Annotated in this window: 18 protein-coding genes and 1 pseudogene; 6 read left to right on the forward strand and 13 right to left on the reverse strand. The window is 65.6% G+C overall.

The annotated features are described in order from the left end of the window. Position 1: 1 nt before the first annotated feature. From GTZ97_RS00175 to GTZ97_RS00185, 3 genes are read right to left on the reverse strand one after another with little or no spacing between them, the layout of a single operon-like run. Positions 2–1,324 carry a PQQ-dependent sugar dehydrogenase gene (locus GTZ97_RS00175; RefSeq protein WP_161648492.1) on the reverse strand — a complete coding sequence of 441 codons (1,323 nt, stop codon included), beginning with the start codon at positions 1,322–1,324 and terminating at the stop codon, positions 2–4. Continuing rightward, on the reverse strand, positions 1,321–1,758 hold the full coding sequence (locus GTZ97_RS00180) for a DUF2231 domain-containing protein (protein ID WP_161648493.1): 438 nt from the start codon (positions 1,756–1,758) through the stop codon (positions 1,321–1,323). Before GTZ97_RS00180 ends, GTZ97_RS00175 begins: the two co-directional genes overlap by 4 nt. A 46-nt stretch (positions 1,759–1,804) precedes the next feature. Continuing rightward, a complete protein-coding gene (locus GTZ97_RS00185; protein ID WP_161648494.1) occupies positions 1,805–3,457 on the reverse strand; it encodes an acetolactate synthase large subunit in 1,653 nt (550 codons plus the stop codon). 68 nt (positions 3,458–3,525) lie between these two features. Between GTZ97_RS00185 and GTZ97_RS00190 the strand changes: the two genes are divergently transcribed. Together GTZ97_RS00190 and GTZ97_RS00195 are read left to right on the forward strand one after the other, a co-directional pair. Further along, positions 3,526–4,707 carry a pyridoxal phosphate-dependent aminotransferase gene (locus GTZ97_RS00190; RefSeq protein ID WP_161648495.1) on the forward strand — a complete coding sequence of 394 codons (1,182 nt, stop codon included), beginning with the start codon at positions 3,526–3,528 and terminating at the stop codon, positions 4,705–4,707. A 76-nt stretch (positions 4,708–4,783) separates the two neighbouring features. Continuing rightward, positions 4,784–6,175: a TAXI family TRAP transporter solute-binding subunit gene (locus GTZ97_RS00195; protein WP_161648496.1), complete on the forward strand. Its 1,392-nt coding sequence runs from the start codon at positions 4,784–4,786 to the stop codon at positions 6,173–6,175. On the opposite strand, the gene GTZ97_RS16525 is transcribed toward GTZ97_RS00195, so the two are convergent. Continuing rightward, positions 6,165–6,542: a DUF1176 domain-containing protein gene (locus tag GTZ97_RS16525; protein ID WP_236650973.1), complete on the reverse strand. Its 378-nt coding sequence runs from the start codon at positions 6,540–6,542 to the stop codon at positions 6,165–6,167. The genes GTZ97_RS00195 and GTZ97_RS16525 overlap by 11 nt on opposite strands. 70 nt (positions 6,543–6,612) lie before the next feature. Continuing rightward, a pseudogene (locus GTZ97_RS16530) lies at positions 6,613–6,951 on the reverse strand (DUF1176 domain-containing protein); the annotation flags it as partial. Between the two features lie 63 nt (positions 6,952–7,014). Here GTZ97_RS16530 and GTZ97_RS00205 point away from each other — a divergent pair. Then, entirely contained in the window at positions 7,015–9,711 is a 2,697-nt protein-coding gene (locus GTZ97_RS00205; protein ID WP_161648498.1) for a winged helix-turn-helix domain-containing protein, read from the forward strand. Between the two features lie 92 nt (positions 9,712–9,803). Then, positions 9,804–11,693, forward strand: coding sequence for a zinc-dependent metalloprotease family protein (locus GTZ97_RS00210; RefSeq protein WP_161648499.1), 1,890 nt, complete (start codon positions 9,804–9,806; stop codon positions 11,691–11,693). Positions 11,694–11,922: 229 nt separating this feature from the next. Here GTZ97_RS00210 and GTZ97_RS00215 read toward each other — a convergent pair whose 3' ends face one another. Together GTZ97_RS00215 and GTZ97_RS00220 are read right to left on the reverse strand one after the other, a co-directional pair. Next, on the reverse strand, positions 11,923–12,438 hold the full coding sequence (locus tag GTZ97_RS00215; protein WP_236650924.1) for a Fic family protein: 516 nt from the start codon (positions 12,436–12,438) through the stop codon (positions 11,923–11,925). 11 nt (positions 12,439–12,449) lie between these two features. After that, positions 12,450–12,593 (reverse strand): hypothetical protein, encoded by a 144-nt coding sequence (locus tag GTZ97_RS00220; RefSeq protein WP_161648501.1) that lies wholly within the window; start codon positions 12,591–12,593, stop codon positions 12,450–12,452. Between the two features lie 472 nt (positions 12,594–13,065). Between GTZ97_RS00220 and GTZ97_RS00225 the strand changes: the two genes are divergently transcribed. Further along, positions 13,066–13,749, forward strand: a complete 684-nt coding sequence (locus tag GTZ97_RS00225) for a class I SAM-dependent methyltransferase (RefSeq protein ID WP_201748101.1) — start codon at positions 13,066–13,068, stop codon at positions 13,747–13,749. A gap of 2 nt (positions 13,750–13,751) precedes the next feature. Next, positions 13,752–14,687: a phosphorothioated DNA-binding restriction endonuclease gene (locus tag GTZ97_RS00230; protein ID WP_161648502.1), complete on the forward strand. Its 936-nt coding sequence runs from the start codon at positions 13,752–13,754 to the stop codon at positions 14,685–14,687. Between the two features lie 17 nt (positions 14,688–14,704). Here GTZ97_RS00230 and GTZ97_RS00235 read toward each other — a convergent pair whose 3' ends face one another. The 6 genes from GTZ97_RS00235 to bsrA all read right to left on the reverse strand — a co-directional run bounded on the left by GTZ97_RS00235 (position 14,705) and on the right by bsrA (position 22,951). Continuing rightward, positions 14,705–15,334, reverse strand: a complete 630-nt coding sequence (locus GTZ97_RS00235; RefSeq protein WP_330863514.1) for a restriction endonuclease — start codon at positions 15,332–15,334, stop codon at positions 14,705–14,707. Between the two features lie 258 nt (positions 15,335–15,592). Then, on the reverse strand, positions 15,593–16,744 hold the full coding sequence (locus GTZ97_RS00240; RefSeq protein ID WP_236650925.1) for a protein NO VEIN domain-containing protein: 1,152 nt from the start codon (positions 16,742–16,744) through the stop codon (positions 15,593–15,595). A 2-nt stretch (positions 16,745–16,746) separates the two neighbouring features. Then, a complete protein-coding gene (locus GTZ97_RS00245; RefSeq protein ID WP_161648503.1) occupies positions 16,747–19,173 on the reverse strand; it encodes a DNA/RNA helicase domain-containing protein in 2,427 nt (808 codons plus the stop codon). A gap of 155 nt (positions 19,174–19,328) precedes the next feature. Then, entirely contained in the window at positions 19,329–20,453 is a 1,125-nt protein-coding gene (locus GTZ97_RS00250) for a DUF1176 domain-containing protein (RefSeq protein ID WP_161648504.1), read from the reverse strand. 4 nt (positions 20,454–20,457) lie between these two features. Beyond that, positions 20,458–21,846, reverse strand: coding sequence for a hypothetical protein (locus GTZ97_RS00255; RefSeq protein WP_161648505.1), 1,389 nt, complete (start codon positions 21,844–21,846; stop codon positions 20,458–20,460). 190 nt (positions 21,847–22,036) lie between these two features. Then, complete coding sequence (bsrA, locus tag GTZ97_RS00260) at positions 22,037–22,951, reverse strand: LysR family transcriptional regulator BsrA (RefSeq protein ID WP_161648506.1); 915 nt, start codon at positions 22,949–22,951, stop codon at positions 22,037–22,039. Positions 22,952–22,977: the final 26 nt, after the last annotated feature.

Consider the following 22,977-nt stretch of genomic DNA (forward strand, 5'->3'; position numbering starts at 1 on the left):
ATCAGGGCGCGCCGCCCTGGTTTGCCGAGGCAGGGTTCGCCAGCGTCACGCGCCAGAGCGTGTTCGACAGATCGTCGGCGACCAGGAGCGCACCGCGCGGGTCCACCGTCACGCCGACCGGCCGGCCGCGGGTCTTGCCGTCGTCACCCAGAAAGCCCGTCACCACCTCCACCGGCTCACCCGCCGGACGGCCATCCCGGAAGGGCACGAAGATCACCCGGTAGCCGCTCGGCGGCTTGCGGTTCCAGCTGCCGTGCTCGCCAACGAACAGGCCCTCCGCAAACCGCGGCCCCATCGCCGGCGTCGAGAATGCAATGCCCAGCGTGGCCACATGCGAGCCCAGCGCGTAATCGGGCTGAATCGCGGCGGCCACCTTGGCCGGATCCTGTGGCCGCACGCGTGTGTCCACGTTCTGGCCCCAATAGCTGTAGGGCCAGCCATAGAAGCCGTTTTCTCGGACCGAGGTGACGTAATCCGGCGCGAGATTCGGCCCCAGCTCGTCACGCTCGTTCACCGCCGCCCACAGCTGCCCGGACCCGGGCTGGATGGTCAGTGCCGTGGGGTTGCGCAGGCCGGTCGCGTAGGGGCGGTGGGCGCCGGTTTCAGCATCGATCTCCCAGATCATGGCGCGGTCCACCTCAGCCGCCATGCCGCGCTCGGCGATGTTGCTGTTCGAGCCGATGCCCACATAGAGGAATCGGCCATCGGCGCTGGCGGTCAACGATTTGGTCCAGTGGTGGTTGATCGCAGAGGGCAGATCGGCGACCTTCACCGGCGGGCCGGCGGCCGTGAACTGCCCGGGCTGGTAGTCAAACCGGACGAGGGCGTCCTGATTGGCCACATACAGCCGGTTGCCGACGAGCGCGAGCCCGTAGGGCGCATTGAGGTCTTTCGCAAAGACCGTTCGCGATTCGTAGACCCCATCGCCGTCGGCGTCGCGCAGCAGCGTCAGACGGTTTCCGCCTTTGACCGGACTGATGCCGCGCGCCTTGATGAGGCCCGCAATCACATCCTTGGGCGTCAGCGCGGGCGCGCCCCCGCCACGCCCTTCGGCGACGAGGATGTCACCATTGGGCAGCACCAGCGTCTGCCGGGGAACCTGCAGGTCGGTCGCGATCGCCGTGATGCGGTAGCCCTCGGGCACCTGAGGGCGACGGTCGCCCCAACCCGCTGGCTCGGCGACCTGCATCTCGGGCAGCAGCCCACGCTGCGGCGCGGGAAGGGCAGGGTCGACACCATAGATGGGTGCGTCGGTGTTGCCTTTGCAGGCAACCAGCAACACCAGGGGAGCGATCACAAAAACCGTACGGGCGGTCGTCTTCATGGCCGTGCCTCCCAACGCCCCGCATCGAGATCCAGCCAGCTCGCCGCCGTGATGAGCACGAAGGCCAGCACGGCCAGAACCAGCCCCTCCGGCAGCGTCGCGCCAGCGTCTTTGGCGTGCACCAGTGAGTTGACAAAGCCGATCACCCACGCGGCCAGCAGCAGCGCGCCGGAGACCATCGCACGCCGGGATCGGCCGCTGGCGCTGATCAGCGCGATGGCCGACCAGAGCAACGCCAACCCGCTCAACACAACGGCCGCCGCGTTGAGCCACGATGCAAAGTTCTTCCACTGCACCTGGTCGCTGCTGGCGTAAGCGACATCGTTCAGCACGACGCCGAGAAACAGCGGCACGCTGCCGGCCAGTAGCAGCGCGCGAAGCGGGTGCAGGGGGCGCTGGGCTGCCCGCGGCGGGTCAAAGGTGGTGGCGGTCATGCCCGCCGTCGGCAATCGACGTGCCTGTCGTCGGTGTAGAACAGGTCTATGGCGCCACTTTGCGCTTGATCGCGCGGGCCACCGGCGCGGGCAGACTCGCAAGCGACCCCAGCACATGCGGCAGCAGGCGCAGCTTCAGACCGGTGAACGCGCTGGGTACCACCGCCTCGATCAGATGCGGCCCGGGGTTGCGCAGCGCCTCTGCGAGCGCGGCCGTAAAGCCTTCGGCGGTGGTGGCGCGCACCGCGTGCACACCCATGCTCGCGCCCAGCTGCACGAAATCCAGCCCCGGATTGCCCAAATCGAACTGCGCGCGCGCTTTCTCGCCAGAGCCCTGCGCGCCCACCCGCTGGAGTTCCACATTGAGGATGGCGTAGGCGTGGTTGTTGAACACGATGGTCGTCACGTTAAGGCGCTCACGCGCCATGGTCCACAGCGCCTGGATGGTGTACATGGCCGACCCATCGCCCACCAGCGCCAGCACCGGCCGGTCGGGGCAGGCGATGGCAGCCCCGACCGCATTGGGCAGTCCCTGACCGATGGCCCCACCGGTCAGCGTGATCACGTCATGGCGCGGAGCGCCCCGTGTAAAGTGCGGCAGCATCACACCCGAGGTCTGCGCCTCGTCGACGATGATGGCGCGTTCGGGCAGCAGGTGGCCCACCGCCTTGCAGACCTTCTCGGCTGTCAACCGGCCCCGAGGCGCAGGCGGCGGGTTGGCCGGCTCGAGCAGAGGCAACACAGTATCGGCATCCAGCTTGCTCGCCAAGCGGATCAGGCCGCCCAAGGCGTCCTGACCGAGTGACGCCAGCACATGCACGCGACAGCCCTTGGGCACCAGGTCGCTGGCCTTGCCAGGGTAAGCAAAGAAGGACACAGGCGACTTCGCGTCCACAAGGATGAGGTGCTTCAACCCCTGCAGCTGCACGCCAGCAAGTTCGGCGAGATAGGCAATCCGCTCGACATGGGGCAACCCGGCCCCGCGCTCGATGCGCGTCGGAAACACCTCGGCAAACAGCTTGACGCCCGACTTCTGCGCCACGCGCGAGGCCGCCAACAGCGCCGGCTCGCGCAGCGCCCGCGCGCCCAGCAGCATGGCCGCCGGCTCGCCTGATCGGATGGCCTGCGCCATGGCGTCCACCACCGCGTCGTCTGCAACGGGTGGTGGCACCACCTCGGGCACGGTGGCGGGCACACCGCCTTCGCCCCACGACACATCGGCCGGCAGGATGAGGGTCGCGACCTGGGCCGGCGTGCCCATCGCAACGCCAATGGCCTCGGCTGCATCGGCGCCCAAATCGGCCGTTGATGCCGATGTGCGCACCCAGGTCGACACATTGCGTGCCACGGTCTCGATGTCGGATTGCAGCTGCGCGTCGTACTTGACGTGATAGGTCGCGTGGTCGCCCACGATGTTGATCACCGGCACCCGGCCCTTGCGCGCGTTGTGCAGGTTGGCCAGGCCATTGCCCAGGCCGCAGCCCAGATGCAACAGCGTGGCGGCAGGCTTGCCGGCCATGCGGGCATAGCCATCGGCTGCTCCCGTGGCCACGCCTTCAAACAGGGTCAGCACCGCGCGCATGCGCGGCTCGGCATCCAGCGCGGCCACGAAGTGCATCTCGGACGTGCCCGGGTTGCAGAAGCACACGGTCACGCCCGCGTCGGCCAGCGTCTTCATCAGGGCTTGTGCACCAATCATCGGGGCTCCTCGTCACGCGTCGACAGGCAGCATACCGCTGTGCCGGGGCTGGCCTACACTGCCCGGCCATGAAGCTCTCGCAACGCGCACAAGCCATCCCGCCCTTTCTGGCCATGGAGTTCGGCAAGCACGCCGCGGCGCTCGAGGCCGCCGGCCACCGGGTGATCCGCCTCAACCTGGGCGAGCCCGATTTCGGGGCGCCGCCCGCCGTACGCGAGGCGCTGGCGCGCGTGGCCCGCGAGGCCGCGCTGCCTTACACGGGCGCGCTGGGACTGCCCGCGCTGCGCGAGGCGATCACCGGTTTCTACGCGCAACAGCATGGCGTCCAGCTGGCGCCCGAGCGCATCGTCGTGACCGCCGGTGCCTCGGCTGCGCTGTTGCTGCTCACGGCGGCGCTGGTCGACCCGGGCGACGAGGTGCTGGTCGGCGATCCGTCCTACCCCTGTAACAGGCGCTTCCTGAGCGGCTTTGGCGCAGAGGTGCGCCTGGTGCCCACCGATGCAGCCAGCCGCTTCCAGCTGGATCTGGCAGCCGTTCAGCGCCACTGGTCGGCGCGCACGCGCGGGCTCATGATCGCCACGCCCTCCAACCCGACGGGCACCTCGGTGCCACCCGCCGAACTGGCGGCCATCTGCGACTGGGCGCGTGCGCATGGCGCCTGGCGCATCATCGACGAGATCTACCTCAACCTGGCGGATGCCGATGCGCAGGGGCGCACAGCGCCCACCGTGCTCGCACACGACGACGAAGCCTGCGTCATCAACAGCTTCTCGAAGTACTTCGGCATGACGGGCTGGCGGCTTGGATGGGCCGTAGTGCCCGAGGCCATGGTGCCCGCCATGGAGCGGCTGGCGCAGAACTACTACATCTGCGCGCCCACGCCCGCGCAGCTGGCCGCACTGGTCTGCTTCACGCCCGAGTCGCTGTCCGTGTGCGAGGCGCGGCGCGCCGAGTTCGCCACGCGGCGGGCGCTCGTGCTCGCCGGCCTGCGCGACGTGGGTTTGCCGGTGCCCGTCCTACCCGACGGTGCCTTCTACGCCTACATCGATGTGAGCCGCACCGGACTGGATGCCATGGCCTTCTGCCAGCGTGCGCTGCAAGAAGCCCATGTGGCGCTCACGCCCGGCCATGACTTCGGCGTGCACGGCGCCGGGCGTCACGTGCGGCTGTCGTACGCCGCGTCGCGCGAGGACCTCAGCGAGGGCCTGACGCGGCTCGGTCGCTGGCTCGACTCGCTCGCGCCAGCCTGAGCCTCCGTCCCAGCCCAGGCCCAGGCCGCCTGCCTACAATCCGGGCACCTGCGACCACACCTGAGAGCAACGCCCCATGGCGGCCCACCGCCCCTCCGTCACACGCCAGATCCGTCGCACCGTGGTGCACAGCGCGCTCTCGTTGCGCGACATGCTTGCCTCGGTCGGCCCCGTGCTGTTGCTGGCCATCGGCCTGCTGGTCGCCGCCTACTGGTGGCTCGATCCCCAGCCGCCGCGCAGCGTCACCCTCGCCACCGGGCCGGCCGGCAGCGCCTACGCGGCGTTTGGCCAACGCTATGCCGAGGCGCTGGCGCAAGATGGCATCCAGGTGCGCCTGCTGCCCACCGATGGCACAGAGGGCAACCTCCAGGCCCTGCGTGAGGGCCGTGCCGACCTCGCCTTTGTGCGCGGCGGCAGCGATGGTGCGTCGGACGATGCGGCGCAGGGCATCACCTCGCTGGGCGCCTTGTTCTACGAGCCACTGTGGCTGTTCTACCGGCCCGCCGCCGTGGCCACGTCGCGGGCCCCGGCCGCAGGCGGCCACGCCCCCCTTGCCGCGATCAATGCGCTGACGCAGTTGCGCGGCCTGCGCGTCAGCATCGACCAGCCGGGCAGCGGCGTGCCCGACCTCGTGCGCCGCCTGTTGTGGGCCAATGGCCTGACAACCGATGAGCTCCGCCTGAGCGAGTTCCCGCCCGAGGCGGCGGCCGAGGCACTGCTGGCTGGCCAGATCGATGCCCTCGTGGTGGTGTCGGCGCCCGAGTCGGCCGTCGTGCTGCGCCTGCTTCAGGCCCCGGGCATCGCGCTGGCCGACCTGCCCCAGGCCGATGCGCTGTCGCGCCGCTTCCCGTTCCTGCAGACAGTCTCGCTGCCGCGCGGCATGGTCGATCTGGCCACCGATCTGCCGCCGCAGGATGTCGGCCTGCTGGCCGCCACCACCGCGCTGCTCACGCGCGAAGACACCCACCCCGCGCTGCGCCAGCGCTTCGCCCAGGTGGCCCAGCAGATTCACGGCGGCGCCGGCTGGTTCAACGGCGCGCGTGACTTCCCCAACACCCGCACCAGCGAGCTGCCCGTGAGCCCCGAGGGCGATCGGGCCATCAACGGCAATCCGCCTTTCTGGCAGCGCTACCTGCCCTTCTGGGCCAGCAACCTGCTCGAGCGCATGTGGCTGGTCATTGGCGGCCTCATCGTGTTGCTGCTGCCGCTGTCGCGCATCGTGCCGCCGCTGTACACCTACCGTGTGCGGCAACGCGTGTTCCGCTGGTATGCGCGGTTGCGCGAGGTCGAAGAGCGCATGGAAGACGGCGAAGGCACGCCCTCCGAGCTGCTCGACGAGCTCGACGAACTCGACCGCGTGGCCAGCCAGACCACGGTGCCGCTGGCCCACGCCGACGAGCTCTACGCGCTGCGGGCCAACATCGAACGCACCCGCAGGCGCTTGCTGGGTAGCCCCCTCAGGGCTTGACCACGTCGGTGACCCGCGTGGGCAAGTCCCAGGCGCCACCCGGGGTGACGAGCTTGCACTGCCCCGAGCTGCTGTCGCTGGTCGAATCCGTGACCGGCTCAAACTGGCCCGGCTTGCGCTCGTTGACCACCCTCGCGCACGAACCCGCGTTGTAGACCCCGCGCCAGCGGAGCTTGCTGACCAGCCAGTGGCCGCCCTCCAGGGGCTGGAAGCTCAGTTGCCCCTCTTCGCTGTCGATTCGGAACTCCTCGTCCGCATCCTCCTTCTTTTTCAGCTCGGCGCGCACGGCGGCCTGGAGCCTGGCGCTGGGCGCAGCCGCGGGCGGCACCTTGGCGGCCCTGACCACCGGGGAGGGCAAGGGCGGCAAGGTGGCTTTCGGGCTGGGTGCCGGGGCGGGCCAGGGCCGTGGGGGTGCCCAGCCGACCGTAATCACCCAGCGTGAGGCGCGCCTGCACCGGCGTGCCCGGCCCCGCCGCCCGCGTGAGCAAGAGCGACACCGCCAGCCCGGCTTCCTCGGGCTGGTAGCCGGCGGCCCGGCAGGTGCGCGTGTTGTCGCAGGCCAGCTCCCAGTCTAGGTGGCCGAACGAGACCCCGGCAGCGTGTGGGGGCAGGGCCCGCTGGCGCAAAGGGTGGCGAACACGGCGGCAAGAATGCTGCCTAACGTACGAGGAGAAAAGCACACAGGGCTGTGGCTGCCGACAGGCGATGGACGCCGAGCGTATCGCGCCGCGGCGCCAAGCTGACGAGCGCACCCCCGCACTCAAGTGTCTGCCCATGGTTCAGGCCACACGGACTCCAGATAATCGGAAGAGTCGGCTCACCATGCCGAGGGCCTGCGCATGAACCTCGTCCACACCAAACTCCACCCCCCTGACACGGTGACCGCAACGTGCCTGCGTGCCCGCTTGATCCCAGCGAGGCAGATAGCCCTGACCGTGATCCACGCACCGACTGGATTCGGCAAGACGACACTCGCACTGCAAATCATCCGGGACGCCGCGCTCGGCGGCTGGTTGTCCATTGACCCGTTCGACAACCACCCCCAGCGCTTCTGGCTGGCCGTGGTTGCCGCGCTGCGGGTGGCCCACCCCTCGCTTGGCAAGCGCAGCGAGGTCCTCCTGCGTGAGTCCGACACCGGCGTCTGGGACGCCCTGGCTTGTTTGCTCAACGACCTCAACGAGCTGGACCCCGAGCGCCCCAGCCCGCTGCAGCTGACCTGGGACGACTTCCATCACGTGTCTTCGCACGAGCTGTTGAAGTCGATCAACTTCTTCATCGACCACCTCCCAGCCCACTGGCGGCTCATCGTGACCAGTCGCCACTTGCCTGCGCTGAAGTTGGCTCAGCGCAAGAGCAAGGGATTCGCCACCGAGATCACTGCCCACGACCTGCGCTTCACCGAAGCTGAGAGCATCGAGTTCCTCGCGCGTGCCGAGCCGGCTTCTCTGGCCCGGGACTTTGCCGCCATCCATGCCCGCTGCGAAGGCTGGGCCGCTGCCCTGCGCCTCTACAGCCTTTCGGGACTGACCTGCTCGAACGACACGCCGAGCAGCGCAGCAGAGCAGGACATTCACGAAGTCCTCTTCACCGAAGTGATGGCCGAACTGCCCGAGGGACTGAGGCACTTCCTCGGCCACACGGCGTTCCTGCCAAGGTTCTGCCCTGCGCTGGTGAACCATCTCCTAGGGGAAGGGCAGGCCGAACAGTGGATTCCGGAGCTGATCTCGCGCAACCTGTTCGTCGTCGCGCCCGACGGTCAGCAGCAGTGGCTTCGATACCACGACCTGTTCAAGGAACTCATCCTGCAGGTTCAGGCCCCACCGCCCGACACCCTGTTGGGTCTGCGCGCCCATGCCGCCGCCTGGTTCGAGTTCACCCACCACATGGCCGAGGCCCTGGAGCAGCATGTACTCGCCAGGCAATGGGCTCAGGCCTGTCGGCTGCTGGCCACCGTTGGCTCACGCTGGATCCGGCAAGGGCATGGCGAGAGCGTGAGGCGCCTGCTGGGGGAGGTGCCCCATCACGAATGGCAGAAAGACCCCGCGCTGCTGTGTCTGCGGTTTTGGGTGGCGTCAGACACCGAGAAGTTCACCCACGGCGAGACCTGGCTTGATCGCGCAAGCGACCTGATCGAACAAGGCGAAACGGGCAGCACGCCGACCGAATCCCTCACATGCGAGGTGATGACGCTCAAGGCGATCGTCGCCCGGCTCAAGGGGCAGTGGCTGAAAACGCTGGCCTTTTCCCAGGCAGCGCTGGAAGCGGCCGAAAGCTCCGACTCCCCGCTGCGGTGGCGCTCGTTCCTGACCCTGGGCGCCTACGCCTACCTCCAGGGCGAGCTGGCCCGCGCAGCCTCTTTGCTGGAACAAGCGGTCCACTGGGCCCTGGTCGATGAGAACCTCTATGGTGCGGCGCAATCATGCGGCTACCTGAGCGAGGTGCTCTACCAGCAAGGTGAATTGCAGAAAGCCTGGCAAGTTGCACGCCGAGTCGAAAGTGAACTCGCATCACGCGGATGGGACGCCGGCAGTCGGCTCGGCTCCTGGCGCTGGATCGGGCTGGTCGACCTTTTTCGCGAACAAGGCGACTTCGCCCAGGCCGAGGGCGCCTTGGCCGAACTCCGCAGGTTTCGTCAACTGGAGAAGTGCGAGGCCCTGCAGCACCTGATCATCCTGATCCGGGGCTACACGCTGTCGATCAGCCAAGGCCAGGCCGAGCAGGCGCTGGGGCTGATTCAACAGATCGAAGATGTGCAACAACGGATGCACTTCAAAAGCGTGTTTGCCTCCGGCTCCATGGCGGCCTTGCGCGCAGAGGCCGCGTGGCTGCGGCGCGATGCCCCAGCGTGCAGACAATGGCTGGTGAAACACGCCCGCTCCAGCGAAGAGCCTCTGAGCTTCATCGACGAACGCGACGAGCTGATTGCCATCCGCATCCTCGTGCTGCTTCAGCGGCCCGAGGAGGCTGCGATCCGTGCCGCCCGCCTCGTCGAACACGCGGCCACCCATGGCCACACCGTGACCCACGCGCTGGCGCTCACCTGGTCTGCCATCGCCCTGCATGGGCTGAATGATCTGGCCTGCGCCAGATCGCAATTGATCTGCGCCTTCGAGCTGGTCTCGGGCGAAGGCTACCGGCGCTTGCTACTGGATCAAGGACGGGACCTGGCCCCAGTGCTCGACATCGCCAAAGATCACCCGCTCTATGGCGCGTTCTGCCAAGAGTTGCTCGCAGCCATGGTCGAACAATCGCCGCGCGACGTCGGCGCCGCTGCACCGATCGCCACGCCCCAGCCCTCAATTGAAACCAGCATTGACATTGGCAACAATTTGAGTCGGCGGGAGGTGGGCATCCTCTGGTACGTGCGCGATGGTTACTCCGACAAGGAAATCGCCCGGCTGGCCAACATCTCCCCCGGCACAGTCAAGACGCACTTGCGCAACATTTACCGCAAGCTCGAAGTCAACGGCCGGGTGCAGGCCCTCTCGAAAATGAACCTGCTGAGCCTCAACGGCAACCCCATGCCCACCCACTGAAATACCTCCTCCGATAGATAACCATCGGAGGACGCCTCTCCTAGCATCGGCTGTCTCCATCCAACGACGCAATGCCGAGAGGTGCACATCCCATGAAAACTCGCTTGACCGCCGTGGCCTGGGCCATGGCCGCCACACTCACCAGCCCCCTCATCGCCCACGCGCAGACCGTCAACACGGTCTCGGTGGTCGTGGCCTACACAGACGACGCCAAAGCCTGGGCGGAACAACAGAAGGTCAGCTGCCCCCAACTACTCGCCGACCCCGCCACGGCCGCCCGGCTGAGCACCATCCGCACACTCACCTACATGCAGCACGTGTGCGAGCTCGACCCGACCCTGGGCCGCTCCACGAACCACATCGACAACCTGATCAATATCGCCATCGCCGAGACCAACAAGGTCTACAAAGACAGCGGCATCAACAACATCAACCTGGTGTTGGCAGACCAGGTGCTGATCACGGGCTACAAGGAGGGCGTGGCCGCCACCACCGTCAGCCACCCCGAGACCATGGTCTCCACCCTCATCAACGACCAGGGCCTGCGCATCGCCCCCGAACTGGCGGGCCTGCGCAACCGCCAGGATGCCGGCACGAATGCGGAACTGCTCAACGTGGTCCACACCCGCCGTGCGGCCGTGCAAGGCGACATCGTCGTCCTGCTCACGAACGGCACCTATAACAACGCCATGTTCGACGGAAAGAGCCTGCGGGCCTCGGCAGGTCTGGCTGCGGGCATTGGCGTTGACAACCCTGACGAAGGCTTTGCCACGCTGATGGCCGACGTTGCCACCGCCCCGAGCTTCACCTTCGCCCACGAAGTCAGCCACCTGTTCGGCGCCAACCATGACAAGGTCCGCGTCGTCGGATCAGGCCTCATCAACGCTAGCCAGGACGTGGTCGCCGGCACACCGCATCAGGTCCGCGTCACCGTCAATGGTGCCGGCGTGAACAAGATCAGCGGCTGGGGCTACGCCAACCCCAGATACCCGATCGGCAACCGCGCCAGTGCCGACTACTTCGATGGCTACAACGATCTGATGGGCTATGTCGCCTGCTCGGAGACCGTCGTCACCGACCCCATCACGCTAAAGGACCGATTCGCCAAGTGCCTGAGCCTGCCCATCCTGTCGACGCTGTCGCCTGCGAGCGGCATCAACCGAGCCATCGCCTACGGTGATGCAGGCACCAGCTCCACCTCGGCCAAGCTGCGCGACAACGCCAGCGCCGTGGCCGCCGGCGCCGCCAAGCTGGCCGGTTTTGGAGAACGCCTGAGCACCTCGGCAGAGCCCGCCCTGGCAGCCAACGCCACCAAGATCGGCATCGACTTCGGCGAAGACCCCAGCTACGGCTGGAACTACAAGGTGTCGCCCACCAACTCGACCACCATCACCACGGCCGCCTACACCAAGAGCTACAACCTGAAGACTCCCGCCGATCGGAACTGGAACAACATCACCAACCGCGAAGCAGGCGCCGCAGTCGACCTGATCGACCAGGCCGGCGTGAAGTCCCGCTTCCAGCTGGCCATCACCCAGCCCTTCGCGGCGCGCACTGCCACCGGCCTGTTTGCGCACGACGGCAAGGCACCCTACACCGCCCAGGTGCTCCACGCCTACGGCGGCGGCCTCGACGAAATGCCCCTGATGGCGATGGCCGATGGCTTCCTCTCCAAGCAGGCCCAGCAAGGCAAGATCGAGATCCGCGGGCTCAACCCGGCCGCACGCTACTTCTTCAAAATCTTTGGTTCGATGGAGTCGGGCGAGAACCTGCGCATTGCCCAGTACGACCTCAAGGGAGCGGGCGGCGTCGTCAAGTCGGCCAAGTTGGCCACCCACGGCAACATCTTCAGGTTCGCCAAGTTCAGCGACGTCCAGCCTCAAGCCAACGGGGTAATCGAGATCACGGTCAAGCCGGACGCCAGCGTGCCCAGCTCGGTGTCGGTGCCCATCAACGCCATCGAGTTCTATCAGCAGCAATGACGCCGACCTGATAGATCGAAGCAGGCGGCGCCCCCCGGAGGCGCCCCCGCGCGCTCGGACACGGCCGCGGATTCGGGCATGAAAGGGAGAGAACTTGGGGCCACCGGCGGCGCGACCGATGTGCAGCAGATTCTGAGCGTCAGTGTCGTGACGGCCGTGCCCGAGCCCTCTGCAACCTTGATGGGTGCGCTGGCGGTATTCGGGCTGAGGCGGCCACGCAAGGCCCGCCTCAGTCTTCGCCGTCCTCACTCAATGGCTGGCCTTGCATCGCACGACTGACCGCCTCTTCGATCGCATCCAACACATGGTCTTGCACCCGCTCGGCATATCGCTTTCGCCGATTGTTGGACAAGGTGCCGCCATTCTGAAAGATCGTCACGATCAGGTTCGCCAAGTCGCTGCCGCGCAGGTCCATGCAGCGGAACCAGGTGTCTGCTTCCGGCGCCCACTCGTAGGTGTAATGCTCATCGCCCCCCCAGGTCACCTGGCATAGCTGGCGGGCGGGCTTGCTGAAGGTGGTGAGCGCGCGCAGGTAGTCGGCCTCGTGCTTCTTCATCGCCACCGAAATGGGCAGCAAGAACTGCGGGGGCAAACGGCCCGACTGCCCCAGGCAGTGGTGGATCAGGTAACGAGACAGGCGCCCATTGCCGTCCATGAACGGGTGGATGAACACGAAGGCGAACGACACCACCGCCGCGTGCACCAGCGGGCCCAACTCGGCCACGCGTTGGTTGGTCAAGCGCATCAGCCCATTCATCAGCGCCACGGCCAGCCCGGGCTGGGGGGCACGTAGGTGACGCCTGCGGCGCCGGGCACATCCCTTTGCAGACGGTTCTGCTCGGTGCGGAATTGAACTGCCTTGTCAAAGGGGTTGGAGATGGCGGCGTTCTGCAACTCCACCAGCCACTCCTCGGTGAGCGGGCGCTGCTCGTGGGCTCGGCGCAGCAGGGCCGCGAACCGCTCGGCCTTGTCTGCGGTGGGGCCTCGCCTTCAATGGCAAAAGAGCCTTCGGTTTCGCTCAGGTAGGCCCAATTCAGGGCCCGCTCCAGCATGGCCTCGCCAACCGATTCGGCAAAGGCTTGGGCCTGACCCAGGATGTCCTTTTCGATGAGCGCCATCAGCGCCGGGGTCTTGCACACCACGGGGCAGAAATGCAGGTCACCGAGGCCGTTGAACTCGATGCGCCAGCGGGCATCTCGCTGCGCGGGCCCCACAAAGTACTGCTCAGGGTCAAACAGGAGGGCTTAGGGCGCTCACCAGCAAATCCAACCTCACGCCCTCGTGCTTGAGGGCAAACAAGGCTTGCTGCAGCAGCGTGGGCTCGGGGGCCAGCTTGTGCGGCACCAGCATCGCGCCATCGTCCAGGCGCTCGATGCGATTGACAGATCTCGGCGCTGCGTTCGCGACACGACATGGTCTTTCCAGCGATGTGATCGACATTCAGCACTACCGCCACCACGCCCAGGCCTACGCCACTGCCACCCGCGATGTGGACATGGCCCCGCTGTACGCGCGCTTCTTGCCGCTGCTGCCAGCGGGCGGGCGCGTGCTGGACGTCGGCTGTGGCTCGGGCCGCGATGCACTGGCCTTTGCGCAACGCGGCTACCAAGTTACGGCCTTTGATGCCAGCCCCGAGCTGGCCCAACTGGCGGCGCAGCACACCGGCCTGCCCGTGGCCACGGCCAACGTGCTACACCTGAAGGGGCCCAGCAGCCTGGGCCTGCCGCCCGACACCCGGTTTGATGGCATCTGGGCCTGCGCCAGCCTGCTGCACCTGCCCGAAGCTGACCAAGCCCTTGCATGGCAAGCGCTATGGGCCTTGCTGGCGCCGGACGGCGTGGCCTATGCCAGCTATAAGCTGGGCGACGATGCTCAGCGCAGCGAACGCGTGGACACCCTGGGCCGCCCCTTCACCGACGCCACCGAGGCCCGCGTGACGCACTGGCTGAGCGGGCTGCCCGATGTGGCGCAGATCAGCACCTGGGTGACGACCGACCAGCGGCCGGAAGAAGGGCAGGCGTGGTTGAATATGCTGGTGCAACGCCGCCCACCCTGACCATGCCGCTTTCCAGCCAGGACGTCCTCAAGGCCTTTGACCGCATCCGCGTCTTCCAGCGTGGCGAACAACGCGCCGTGCACAAGCCCTTGCTGATCCTGATGGCGCTGGCCCGCATCGCGCAGGGTGCCCCGCGCATGGTGCGCTTTGACGAGATCGACGCGCCCTTCAAGCAACTGCTCGCCGAGTTTGGCCCCAGCAGTGCGCCCAGCTCGCGCCACTACCCCTTCTGGCACCTGGCCACCGATGGCCTGTGGCAACTGGACGGCCCGGCCAGCCTGCTCAACCGCCCAGCGGGCGCCACACCCAACCTAGGCGAGTTGCGACAAGGGCAGGTAGCGGGCGGATTCTCGCCCGAGGTGGATGCCGCCTTGCGTCATGACCCCGCCCTGCGGGCTCAACTGGCGCATCAACTGCTGGACGCGCACTTTCCGGAAACGCTGCACGGCGACATCCTGGGCGCTCTGGGGCTGGACCTCAGCACCCCCACCGACGACGACAACCCTGCCGCCGGCACCACCACCCGCACCCAAGCCCGACGCGACCCACGCTTTCGTGAGCGCGTGCTGCGCGCTTACGAATACCGCTGCTGCGTGTGCGGCTTCGACCTGCGCATTGGCAACGTCACCGCTGGCCTGGAGGCCGCGCACATCAAGTGGTTCCAGGCCAAGGGACCCGACATCGAGGCCAATGGACTGGCCCTGTGTGCCCTGCATCACAAGGTGTTCGACCTGGGCGCCTTCACCATCCTGCCCGACACCTACAGTCTGGTCTTCAGCCAGCATGCCGTGGCAGGCGAGGCCTCACGCCACATGCTGATGGGCTTTCATGGGGCGGGGATCATCTTGCCGCAAAGCAAGGACTACTACCCCAAGGCAGAGTTCTTGAAGTGGCATGAGGGGCAGGTCTTCAAGAAGCCTGGTCGCTCACTAGCCTAGGCGCGACGCCGGGCCAGTCAAAGTGGCAGTGTTCCTTTGCATCCCGGAAATCGGGAACAGCCCAAAAACTTGTTACCGGACGAGGGGCCTTTTCGAGCCTCCCGAACAATCATGTTTGATCCACATTTTGGGCACACGGGCACCGCCAGTGGCTTGGCATCGACCTTGTTGTTGCTTGCAGAAGTCGCTTTGGAATCCTGAACTTGATCGAGAAGTTGCCTAAGTACTGGGCCATCAATCAATTTGATGCTTCGCCCTTTGGCAAACTCCTTGGCATCTTCAGTGAAAGCACCACTGGTGACCACGAAACCGCCAGTAGCACCTTCCGCAGACATGACGCCAAACAGTTCCCTGACTACGGTGACGCCTACCTTCAGCGCACGCCATTGTTTGCACTGAACCAGGAAACGCTCATTGCCCTTCAGCAGAACAAGATCGATACCACCATCAGGCCCCTGACCGCCTTGATCACGGACTGTGAAGCCCTTGCGTCGGAACGCCTCAGCGATCAACAGCTCAAACTCACGCCAGCTCATTCCAGAGATTCGCTGCGCCGCAGAAGCCCCCGTGGCGGCACCCATCAAGCTAGCCCCTTTTCGCTGCCGCACATATGAAATGATTGCCCCGAGCAGCAGCAGGAATGGCACCACATACTGCGCCACAGTGGCAACCGTACGGATAACAGAGCCAAAAATTGGCGCTGCTGATCTGCTGTGGCGTTCCTGAGGTTGGAGCACTCGGCTGACCAGCTATTGCCGCAAACACCAAGTACGCAACCAGGGCTCCGATAACACCGCCCCACCAAGGAAAAAGCGACGAGAGTTCGACCAACCCCTCTGCTGCGGACTTTCTACTCCTACGCGCCATGCACTCCTCCTATGTTTCTTAATGACAGCACGTCGCCACTAAAAAGTCGCTTTGAACGTTGCTGGGTCCAGGTGGCAATGCTGCTCAATCGCCCCCTTCAGCTCAAAGAACTTGGGGTCCGTTCGGAAGTGATACAGCCGGTACAGGTGAAACTGATGAGCCTGCTCCCGCGCGAAATCAACTTCGTTTGAGCTGACAAAGAACGGCGTCAACGCATCATGTGCCGTGGTCTTCACCTCAATGTAGCGAGGCCTGCCATCGGTTTCGAAAGACAGAACGTCATAGCCCAGACCATCCCCTTGGGTGTCAGCCACATGCTCGACCTGATTGGCGAGTTGGCCAAAGCCAATCCGCTCTAGGCGCCACTGTTCGTACTGCACGATGAACAACTCACCCGCTTTGCCTAACGATCGATTACGGCTCTCGCGTTCAAAGTAATCACGCTTGACAGTACGTCTTGCATAAGCCGGTCTCGCCTCCTCTGCCCTGTGCTGCCTCAACGGAGCCTGAGCAGCCAGCTTCGCGAAATCGATGGATTCGGGGATGTCTGCAGGTCGATCCACGGCCAGCGCTGCAGCCTTATCCAGGACAGCCATGTGAGCAACTTGCTCTGACACCACTTCTACCAAGCCATCTCTTTGGAAATTGGATCGGGGCTTGTAGCCATGCAGCGATGGAAAGCCCAACTCAATCAAGACCGCGCTGATGTTGGATCGCTTGAATTCAATCGAGCCCTTGCTGCGATTATTGAGCAAGGGGATCAAGCTCCTCGCGCGCTCCGCTTTGTTGTACTTCTGGCCGGCGAGTTCTTTGAGCAGCATCTCCAGATAGTCAGCAACGATCAATTCGTTCTCATGTCGGGTCCAAGCGCGCTCTTTGTTCGAAGTCGTGTCGACCTCCGCATCGATCAGGTCGAACCCGAGCGCTTTCAGTGCCCTGACGACCGTCGCTTGACCACCAGAAAAATCTTGGGGACGAAGAGCACCCTTTTCAGGAAACTGCAGTCCGTACGCAGCACCAAGGACTGCTTTGGAATCACATGCCTCACCAGTACCTGGATGCTGCACAAAGTAGTCGCGGGCCTGACCGAAGTGGTATTTGCGGAGAAAAGCATCACGCCCAATACGCACGAACTCGTCGAGAGCCGCCTCAACAGCCCAACGACTCAAGGTGTTCAAGTTCACTGCCATCGTCACTCCACCACCATCAACCACTCAGCAATCACCGCCAACCCCTCGGCGTCCTGCGGATTCACCGTCATCACCTCAAATCCCGCCCCATCACTCTCCGGCACCAACTCAATCCGCTCGTGCCGCCAGCCACCGTCCTCATCCATCACCTTCTCGCTGCGATACCGCTTGATGGTGTAGCTGCCGCCCGTCTCTGGGTCGCTGATGCTGCGGTGCTGCACCACCACGATCTTGCCGTGGCGCGTGCCTTGGGGGTTGGCCCTGAACAGGCACCACGCCCCGTTGGGAATGCGCTTGTTCATGGATTCGCCCACCACCTGGGCCACAAACAGGCCGGGCTGGGGCTTCACCCACTCGGGCAGTTCTACCCATTCGTTGGCGCCGTCTTCCAGGGCTTGCGGCTCGCTGAAGGTGCCGGCTGCAAACTTCAGGCTCACCACCGGCACGGCGGGCACGCCTTGGGCCCGCTCGGCCTGGCTCACGCGGCGCAGCGGCAGCACTTTGGCGCTGGGCGGCGGGGCTGCGGGCGCTTCAGCGGCCACAGCCACCGGGTCAGCCCGCTGGCCCAGTCGCGCACGCAGGTACTCCGCCAAGGCCGGGTCGCAGCAGTACACGTAGCAGCCCTTCATGCCGCGCGTCATCAGGGTGCGGTAGGTGTTCTTGATGATGCGGTCGGCCAGGGCCTGGGCCTCGCTGGGGTTGCGCTTCATCAGGGCGCCCAGGCCCTTGATGCTCTTATCTGACTTGGCGCGGGCCTTCGGGTCGGTCTGGATGCGGCCGTCGCGGTAGACCAGGTCGGGGCCGATGATCACGCCCACGTGGTCCACCTCCAGGCCCTGGCAGGTGTGGATGCAACCCACCTGAGCCACCGACTCGTCTGCCATGATCCACAGGCTGCCGTCTTGCGTGAGGTTCCACTGGCGGCGGTAGCCGTGCTCGGGCATCACGATGTCAAAGGCATTCGGGTCTTTTTTGCTGGGCCAGCCCCAGCAGTAGCCGGCCACCACGCGGGCCTTGTTGCTGGCGCGGTTCTTCTCTTCGATCAGGGCGTGCAGCTCGGTGGGGCTGTTCAGCACCTTGAAGTCGTAGTCGCGTGCGTCCAGTTCGGTGTTGGCGGTGGGGCGAATGCCCAGCAGGTCGTCCAACCAGGCCAGGTAGCCATCGCTGCCATTGCACCTGAACTGCGAGGCCAGCGTCAGCTCGGTCACCTCGGCGCCCAGTTGGCGCGCCCAGTGGCGCAGCTCGTCGCTGTGGCCCACGTCGGCCAGGGTCACGCGCTGGTCGTCGTCCACAAAAAACACGGTGCAGCGGGCGGCGTTGATCACCTCTTTCACCTGGTGTTCGCCCAGGTTGCCGTACAGGCCCGACTTTTCGTTCAGGCGGTGGGCTTCATCCACCAGCAGGGTGTCGAAGGTGTCGGCCTCGCAGCCCACAAACCCGCCCGAGCCACTGAACAGGTTGTGGATGTGCGTCTTCTTGAAAGTGCCCGTGAGCTTGGCCGCGTACACGCTGCGCGGCGCGGCGTTTTTGGACACGTAGCGCGCGTTGCGCTGGCGTTGCAGCAGCGCGGCCAGCAGGTTCACGGCCACCACGGTTTTGCCGGTGCCCGGGCCGCCTTGCACGATCACCACTTGCTTGCGGGTTTGCTTTTGCGCCTTGGCATCGGCCAGTAGCGCGGTCTCGAACACCAGCTTCTGGTCGTCCACCAGCACGAACTCCTGCTTGCCCTGCAGCAGGCCGGCCACACTGTCGGCCAGCATCTTCGAGGGCCTGATCTTGCCGTGCTCGATCAGGTACAGCAGTTGGCGCTTGTCGCCATGGGGCACGTGCTGCCGGATGAAGGCCTTGAGCTGGTCGGCCTCTTTCTTCAAAAAGAGCGGCGCGCGCTGCAGGTGGGTGGCGTAGGCCGGGTGGTCGATGACGCCGTCGCGCCGGGGGTAGTTGTGCAAGTAGGCGCAGGGCTGCAGGGCCACGCCACCTTCGTAGACGGCGGTGTTGAAGTCGTTCAGCAACGCGGCATACGACCAGGCCTGGTAGCTGGGGTGGGGGCCTTCGGTCTCGCCAGCCTTGCCGCCGCGGCGGGCCCAGATGATGCCGTCCTTCTCGCTGAAGCGGGCCTCAGACCACTGCTTGAGCTCGATGATGACCAGCTTGGGCGTGCCGGCCTCGTCTTCCCCCGTCAGCAGCACGTCGATGCGCTTGGAGGTTTGCGGCACGGTGTATTCCAGCGCCACGCCCATGTCGTCAGGGATGGCGTCGTCTTTCAGCACCTCGCCCACTTCGAACAGCGAGTTCTGCCAGGCCTTGAACTCGGCGGGCGCAGGCTGCCGGCCCGTGGTGCGCAGGTATTGCTGCGACAGCACGAACTCGATGTCGTCGTGAAACGTGTCGTGGATGAACTGGCGCTTGCTGGCCTGGTAGACGATCAACGCAACTGCTCCCTTGCATCAGGCCACGTCCTTCTGACGAGGCTGAGCCTGATGCATCAAAGCGTAACGGAAATCCGCACGCGGAGCGTTAAGCCCGGGCTTTTGTTGCGCGAAAGCCTGCGAATGGGGCCGCGATGAATGGGATTAGCGGACGATCACGGCCGAACAGTCCGAGTCACCAGAGTGGGTAGGTCCCACGTGCCCCCCGCAGCCACCACTTTGCACATGCCTGTCGACGATATGCGGGTCTGAACGAAGGCGCGACCATCCCACGTCCAGTCCTCATGGCTCCAGCAGTCACCGACGCCCCGGCCCTTGTGGCTGGCCGTGATGACGCCGTCTTGGTAATCCAATGCCATGTCGGTCACGAGCACAGGGCGATGCGGCGGCCGCGCGCGGATCACCCACATGCATTCGCCCCGGTTATAGGCCGCTGTCCAGCACACCGTTGTGGCCAACCAGGCGCCCCCACCCAGCGGGTAGTAGCGGAACGCGGGCTCGTGTTCCGGCTCGTCCAATTCGGGGCGAGCCTCGGCCGCGCTCCCAGTTAGCTGTCGCTCAAGCAACGCCTGGGCTTCGCTGCTCAGGCCGGGCAGTCGTTCTTGATCAGCGCCCGCGGTCTGCATGGGCACCCTGGCCGCATACACCACGGGCGGGGGCAAGGGTGGCAAGACATCGCGCTCGGGTCGTGCACCGCGGCGCACAAGGGCCCCTGGCGTGCCCACGCGACCCTGCGCTTCATCCATCTTGAGCGGCACAGCATGGGCGCCACGGTCTGACAGGGAAAAGACCTGATCGCCATAGAGCACCTCGATCTGCGCCCGCGCCTTGGGCAGGGCCTCAAGCACTGCCTGCAGCTGGGCCGGGCTCAGGCCATGGACCTTGTGCGCGGCGAGCCAGGGCAAAGCACCCAGCCGCCTGCCATTCACCCGCAGGTGCACCGGGGCGGGGCGGCTTGATACGGGTGTGACCTCGCCATCGGCCATCTCGGTGTCGCCCAACATGAGCTGAGCCTGAACAGGTGCGCCCGGGCCCGCCTCGCGCACCAGCAGCAGCGACACCGGCAGCTCAGCCTCGTCAGACTGGTAGCCCGCAGCGCGGCAGGTACGCGTGTTGTCACAGGCCACCTCCCAGTCGTGGTGTACGAAGTGAAAGCCCTGATGTGTAGCCACACCCTTCACCGACTGGGACACGGCCTCAGTGGCAAAGAGGCAGATCAGCAGGCTGGCCGCTAACGCTCGAAGAGGAGAATGAAACAGCTGCATGGCTTTGGACGGCATGGCCTCATCCTCCGCTTGCGGGAATCGCTTGCAGCAGCCGGGGCGCCGCTTGGCGCGCCGCCGCCTCGACTCGCTCCAGGACCCAAGGGTTCGGGTCATGGCTGAGGCCGACACGACGCGGGTCGTCCCATATCCGGTTACTGGCGTATGCCGTGAACGAGGCCAGTCGGCCTGATTCGTCATACAGGATCACCACATCTTCCAATCCATCACGTGCCGCACAGTTGACGGCCTTGCCTTTGAAGCCGACCAGGCGCTGATTGACGAACAGGTAGTGGCCAGAGATGTAGTCCTCGCATGCCACTGACTCTGGCTCGCTCGATTCAGCATCGCCCGCCCTGTGACTCGCTGACAGCGAAACGCTCTGCAGCCAGTCGCCATGCCGCTTGGCGGTAGTGAGGTCTCCGTTCACTTGCCTGACTACGAGGTCGCCAATCCGAAACGCCTCCCAACGCGGGTTGACGGGATAAGGTCTGACCTCGGCCGCACCCTCCACCAGCCGGCCAGCAGCAGCCACTGCCGCCCTGATGCGGAGGACCTCTTCCTCAGGATACATGCCGTCATCACACGGACAGCCTTCTGGCTGTTCCAGCCGACGCGCAAGCCTGCTCTGGTAATCCGACATGGCATCCACCGCGAGCCCAATGCGGTCTGGGTCGTGCTGTGAAATGTCGAAGTACCCCGGCTCTGCCATGCTCAACAACGTCCATGCGTAACGATGAGGCACGCGGGGGGAACGATAGGGTGCCCCGTCGGCCTGGGTCAGGGCAGGTTCGCGGACCCAGACAGGAACGGCATAGGTTCCTCGCGCATTCAGTACACCGTGCGCCACAAAGGTGGCATGACGCATGACAAACGGCTTTGTCACCTCGTTGCCCAGGCGCTGGTCGTCATGGATCGTCCAGGGCCGAACGTGGATTTCAAGCTGGCCCTGCTGCGCGGGTAGGCCCAGCCCTGCCGATGGCAGCTCGGCGCCCAGCGTCACCGCCTTGAGATGCAGAAGCCGTCCCACGATTTCTCGAACCCGTACGGTCAAACGCAAACCATCCACCGTCAGATGCTCGCGATCAGCACGCAGCCAGAACGTCGTGGGCTCGATACTCAACGTGGGAATGGGAAGGTAGCTGCCCCAGTGCACCTTGAACTCGGCAGTGAACGGCCATACCACCAAGCTGGATTGATAACCCAACCGGATATCGCCAGAAGCAGCAGTTAGCCAACGCGACAGGGCGTGGGGATCGACATCCCCTTCGATCCGATCAAAATCGACGGTAAGGGTGGCCTCATACGGCACCTCCTCCGGAACCTGGATATCAAGGTTCCGTGGCGCCTGCCACCAGACCAAGAGCCCAAGGCCCAGAACCGCAGCCGCAATCAGTATCAGCACACGCATGTGGGCAGGCCTCAGATGATCAAGGGTGCCGGCAGGCCGCTTGGTGCGCCGGCAACGTCAAGACCCCTCACGGCCGAGGCAATCGTGGTGTGACTGTTCATCGCGTCCCTGCTGAATGAATACTGGCCCACACGCTTGCAGCGATGGACATGGCCGGCACTCTAGCCAAGGAAGCAAGGCGTTTGACGCCTCAGCGCACCCTCTCTTGGGGGAGCGCACCCAACACCCCCCTCAACCACCCCAACGCCGCCGACCGATCCTGCTGCGCATGCCAGATCAGGCTGACCTGCACGTCAGGCATGGGCAGCGGCATGGGGGCCACGGCCAGGCGATGCACGCGGGCAGCCGCATCAGCCAGCGGGGTGGGCACGACGCCGAGCAGATCCGTCTGCGCCACGATGGCCGGGATGCCCAGGTAATGCGACACCCACACGCCCACCTGCCGGCGCACGCGGGCTGAGCCCAGCACAATCTCGAGCGGCGAGCCGCGCCCGGCCCGGGGCTGGACCGACACATGGCGGGCCGCTTCATAGCGCGCCAGCGTGAGACCGCCCCGAAAGGCTGGGTGGCCGGCTCGGCCGATCACGCGCAGTGATTGCTCGATCCAGGGCTGGTAGCGCAGGTCGTCGTGGTCGAAGTAAAGGTAGTCGATGGCCAGATCGACCTCGCCCGCGGCCAGCGCGCGGGGCAGGGCTTCGGCAGGCACATCCGTCACCGACAGGCTCACCTCGGGCGCAATATGGGCGAGGTGAGCCATGAGTGGGGGCAGCAGGTGGCCCTGGGCATAGTCGTTCATGGCCAGGCGGAAGGTGTGGGGCCGGCTCGGGTCGAAAGCGGCCTGCGGGCCCAGCGCCAGTTGAAGCAGGTGCATGGCCTGGCGGATGGGCTCGTGCAGCGCCACGGCCTGCGGCGTGGGCACCAGGCCGCGCGCGGTGCGGGTGAACAGCGGCTGGCCCAGCTGCTCGCGCAGGCGCGCCAGCGCGTTGCTCACGGCCGGCTGGCTCATGTGCAGCTGCTCGGCCGCGCGCGAGAGTTGCTGCTCGCGCATGAGCGCATCGAACACCACGAGCAGGTTCAGGTTCAGCTGGCGCAAGTTCTGAATCATGAATATTGCCCATCACCAAAATCAGA

The organism is Aquabacterium fontiphilum, from assembly GCF_009909205.1.
GTDB classification, from domain to species: domain Bacteria; phylum Pseudomonadota; class Gammaproteobacteria; order Burkholderiales; family Burkholderiaceae_C; genus Aquabacterium; species Aquabacterium fontiphilum.

Excerpts from the sequence above, each read along its gene's own strand:
- GTZ97_RS00175 (WP_161648492.1), bottom strand. The coding sequence starts at position 1,324 with ATGAAGACGACCGCCCGTACGGTTTTTGTGATCGCTCCCCTGGTGTTG.
- GTZ97_RS00180 (WP_161648493.1), bottom strand. The coding sequence starts at position 1,758 with ATGACCGCCACCACCTTTGACCCGCCGCGGGCAGCCCAGCGCCCCCTG.
- GTZ97_RS00185 (WP_161648494.1), bottom strand. The coding sequence starts at position 3,457 with ATGATTGGTGCACAAGCCCTGATGAAGACGCTGGCCGACGCGGGCGTG.
- GTZ97_RS00190 (WP_161648495.1), top strand. The coding sequence starts at position 3,526 with ATGAAGCTCTCGCAACGCGCACAAGCCATCCCGCCCTTTCTGGCCATG.
- GTZ97_RS00195 (WP_161648496.1), top strand. The coding sequence starts at position 4,784 with ATGGCGGCCCACCGCCCCTCCGTCACACGCCAGATCCGTCGCACCGTG.
- GTZ97_RS00205 (WP_161648498.1), top strand. The coding sequence starts at position 7,015 with ATGAACCTCGTCCACACCAAACTCCACCCCCCTGACACGGTGACCGCA.
- GTZ97_RS00210 (WP_161648499.1), top strand. The coding sequence starts at position 9,804 with ATGAAAACTCGCTTGACCGCCGTGGCCTGGGCCATGGCCGCCACACTC.
- GTZ97_RS00215 (WP_236650924.1), bottom strand. The coding sequence starts at position 12,438 with ATGCGCTTGACCAACCAACGCGTGGCCGAGTTGGGCCCGCTGGTGCAC.
- GTZ97_RS00225 (WP_201748101.1), top strand. The coding sequence starts at position 13,066 with ATGCGATTGACAGATCTCGGCGCTGCGTTCGCGACACGACATGGTCTT.
- GTZ97_RS00230 (WP_161648502.1), top strand. The coding sequence starts at position 13,752 with ATGCCGCTTTCCAGCCAGGACGTCCTCAAGGCCTTTGACCGCATCCGC.
- GTZ97_RS00240 (WP_236650925.1), bottom strand. The coding sequence starts at position 16,744 with ATGGCAGTGAACTTGAACACCTTGAGTCGTTGGGCTGTTGAGGCGGCT.
- GTZ97_RS00250 (WP_161648504.1), bottom strand. The coding sequence starts at position 20,453 with ATGCCGTCCAAAGCCATGCAGCTGTTTCATTCTCCTCTTCGAGCGTTA.
- GTZ97_RS00255 (WP_161648505.1), bottom strand. The coding sequence starts at position 21,846 with ATGCGTGTGCTGATACTGATTGCGGCTGCGGTTCTGGGCCTTGGGCTC.
- bsrA (WP_161648506.1), bottom strand. The coding sequence starts at position 22,951 with ATGATTCAGAACTTGCGCCAGCTGAACCTGAACCTGCTCGTGGTGTTC.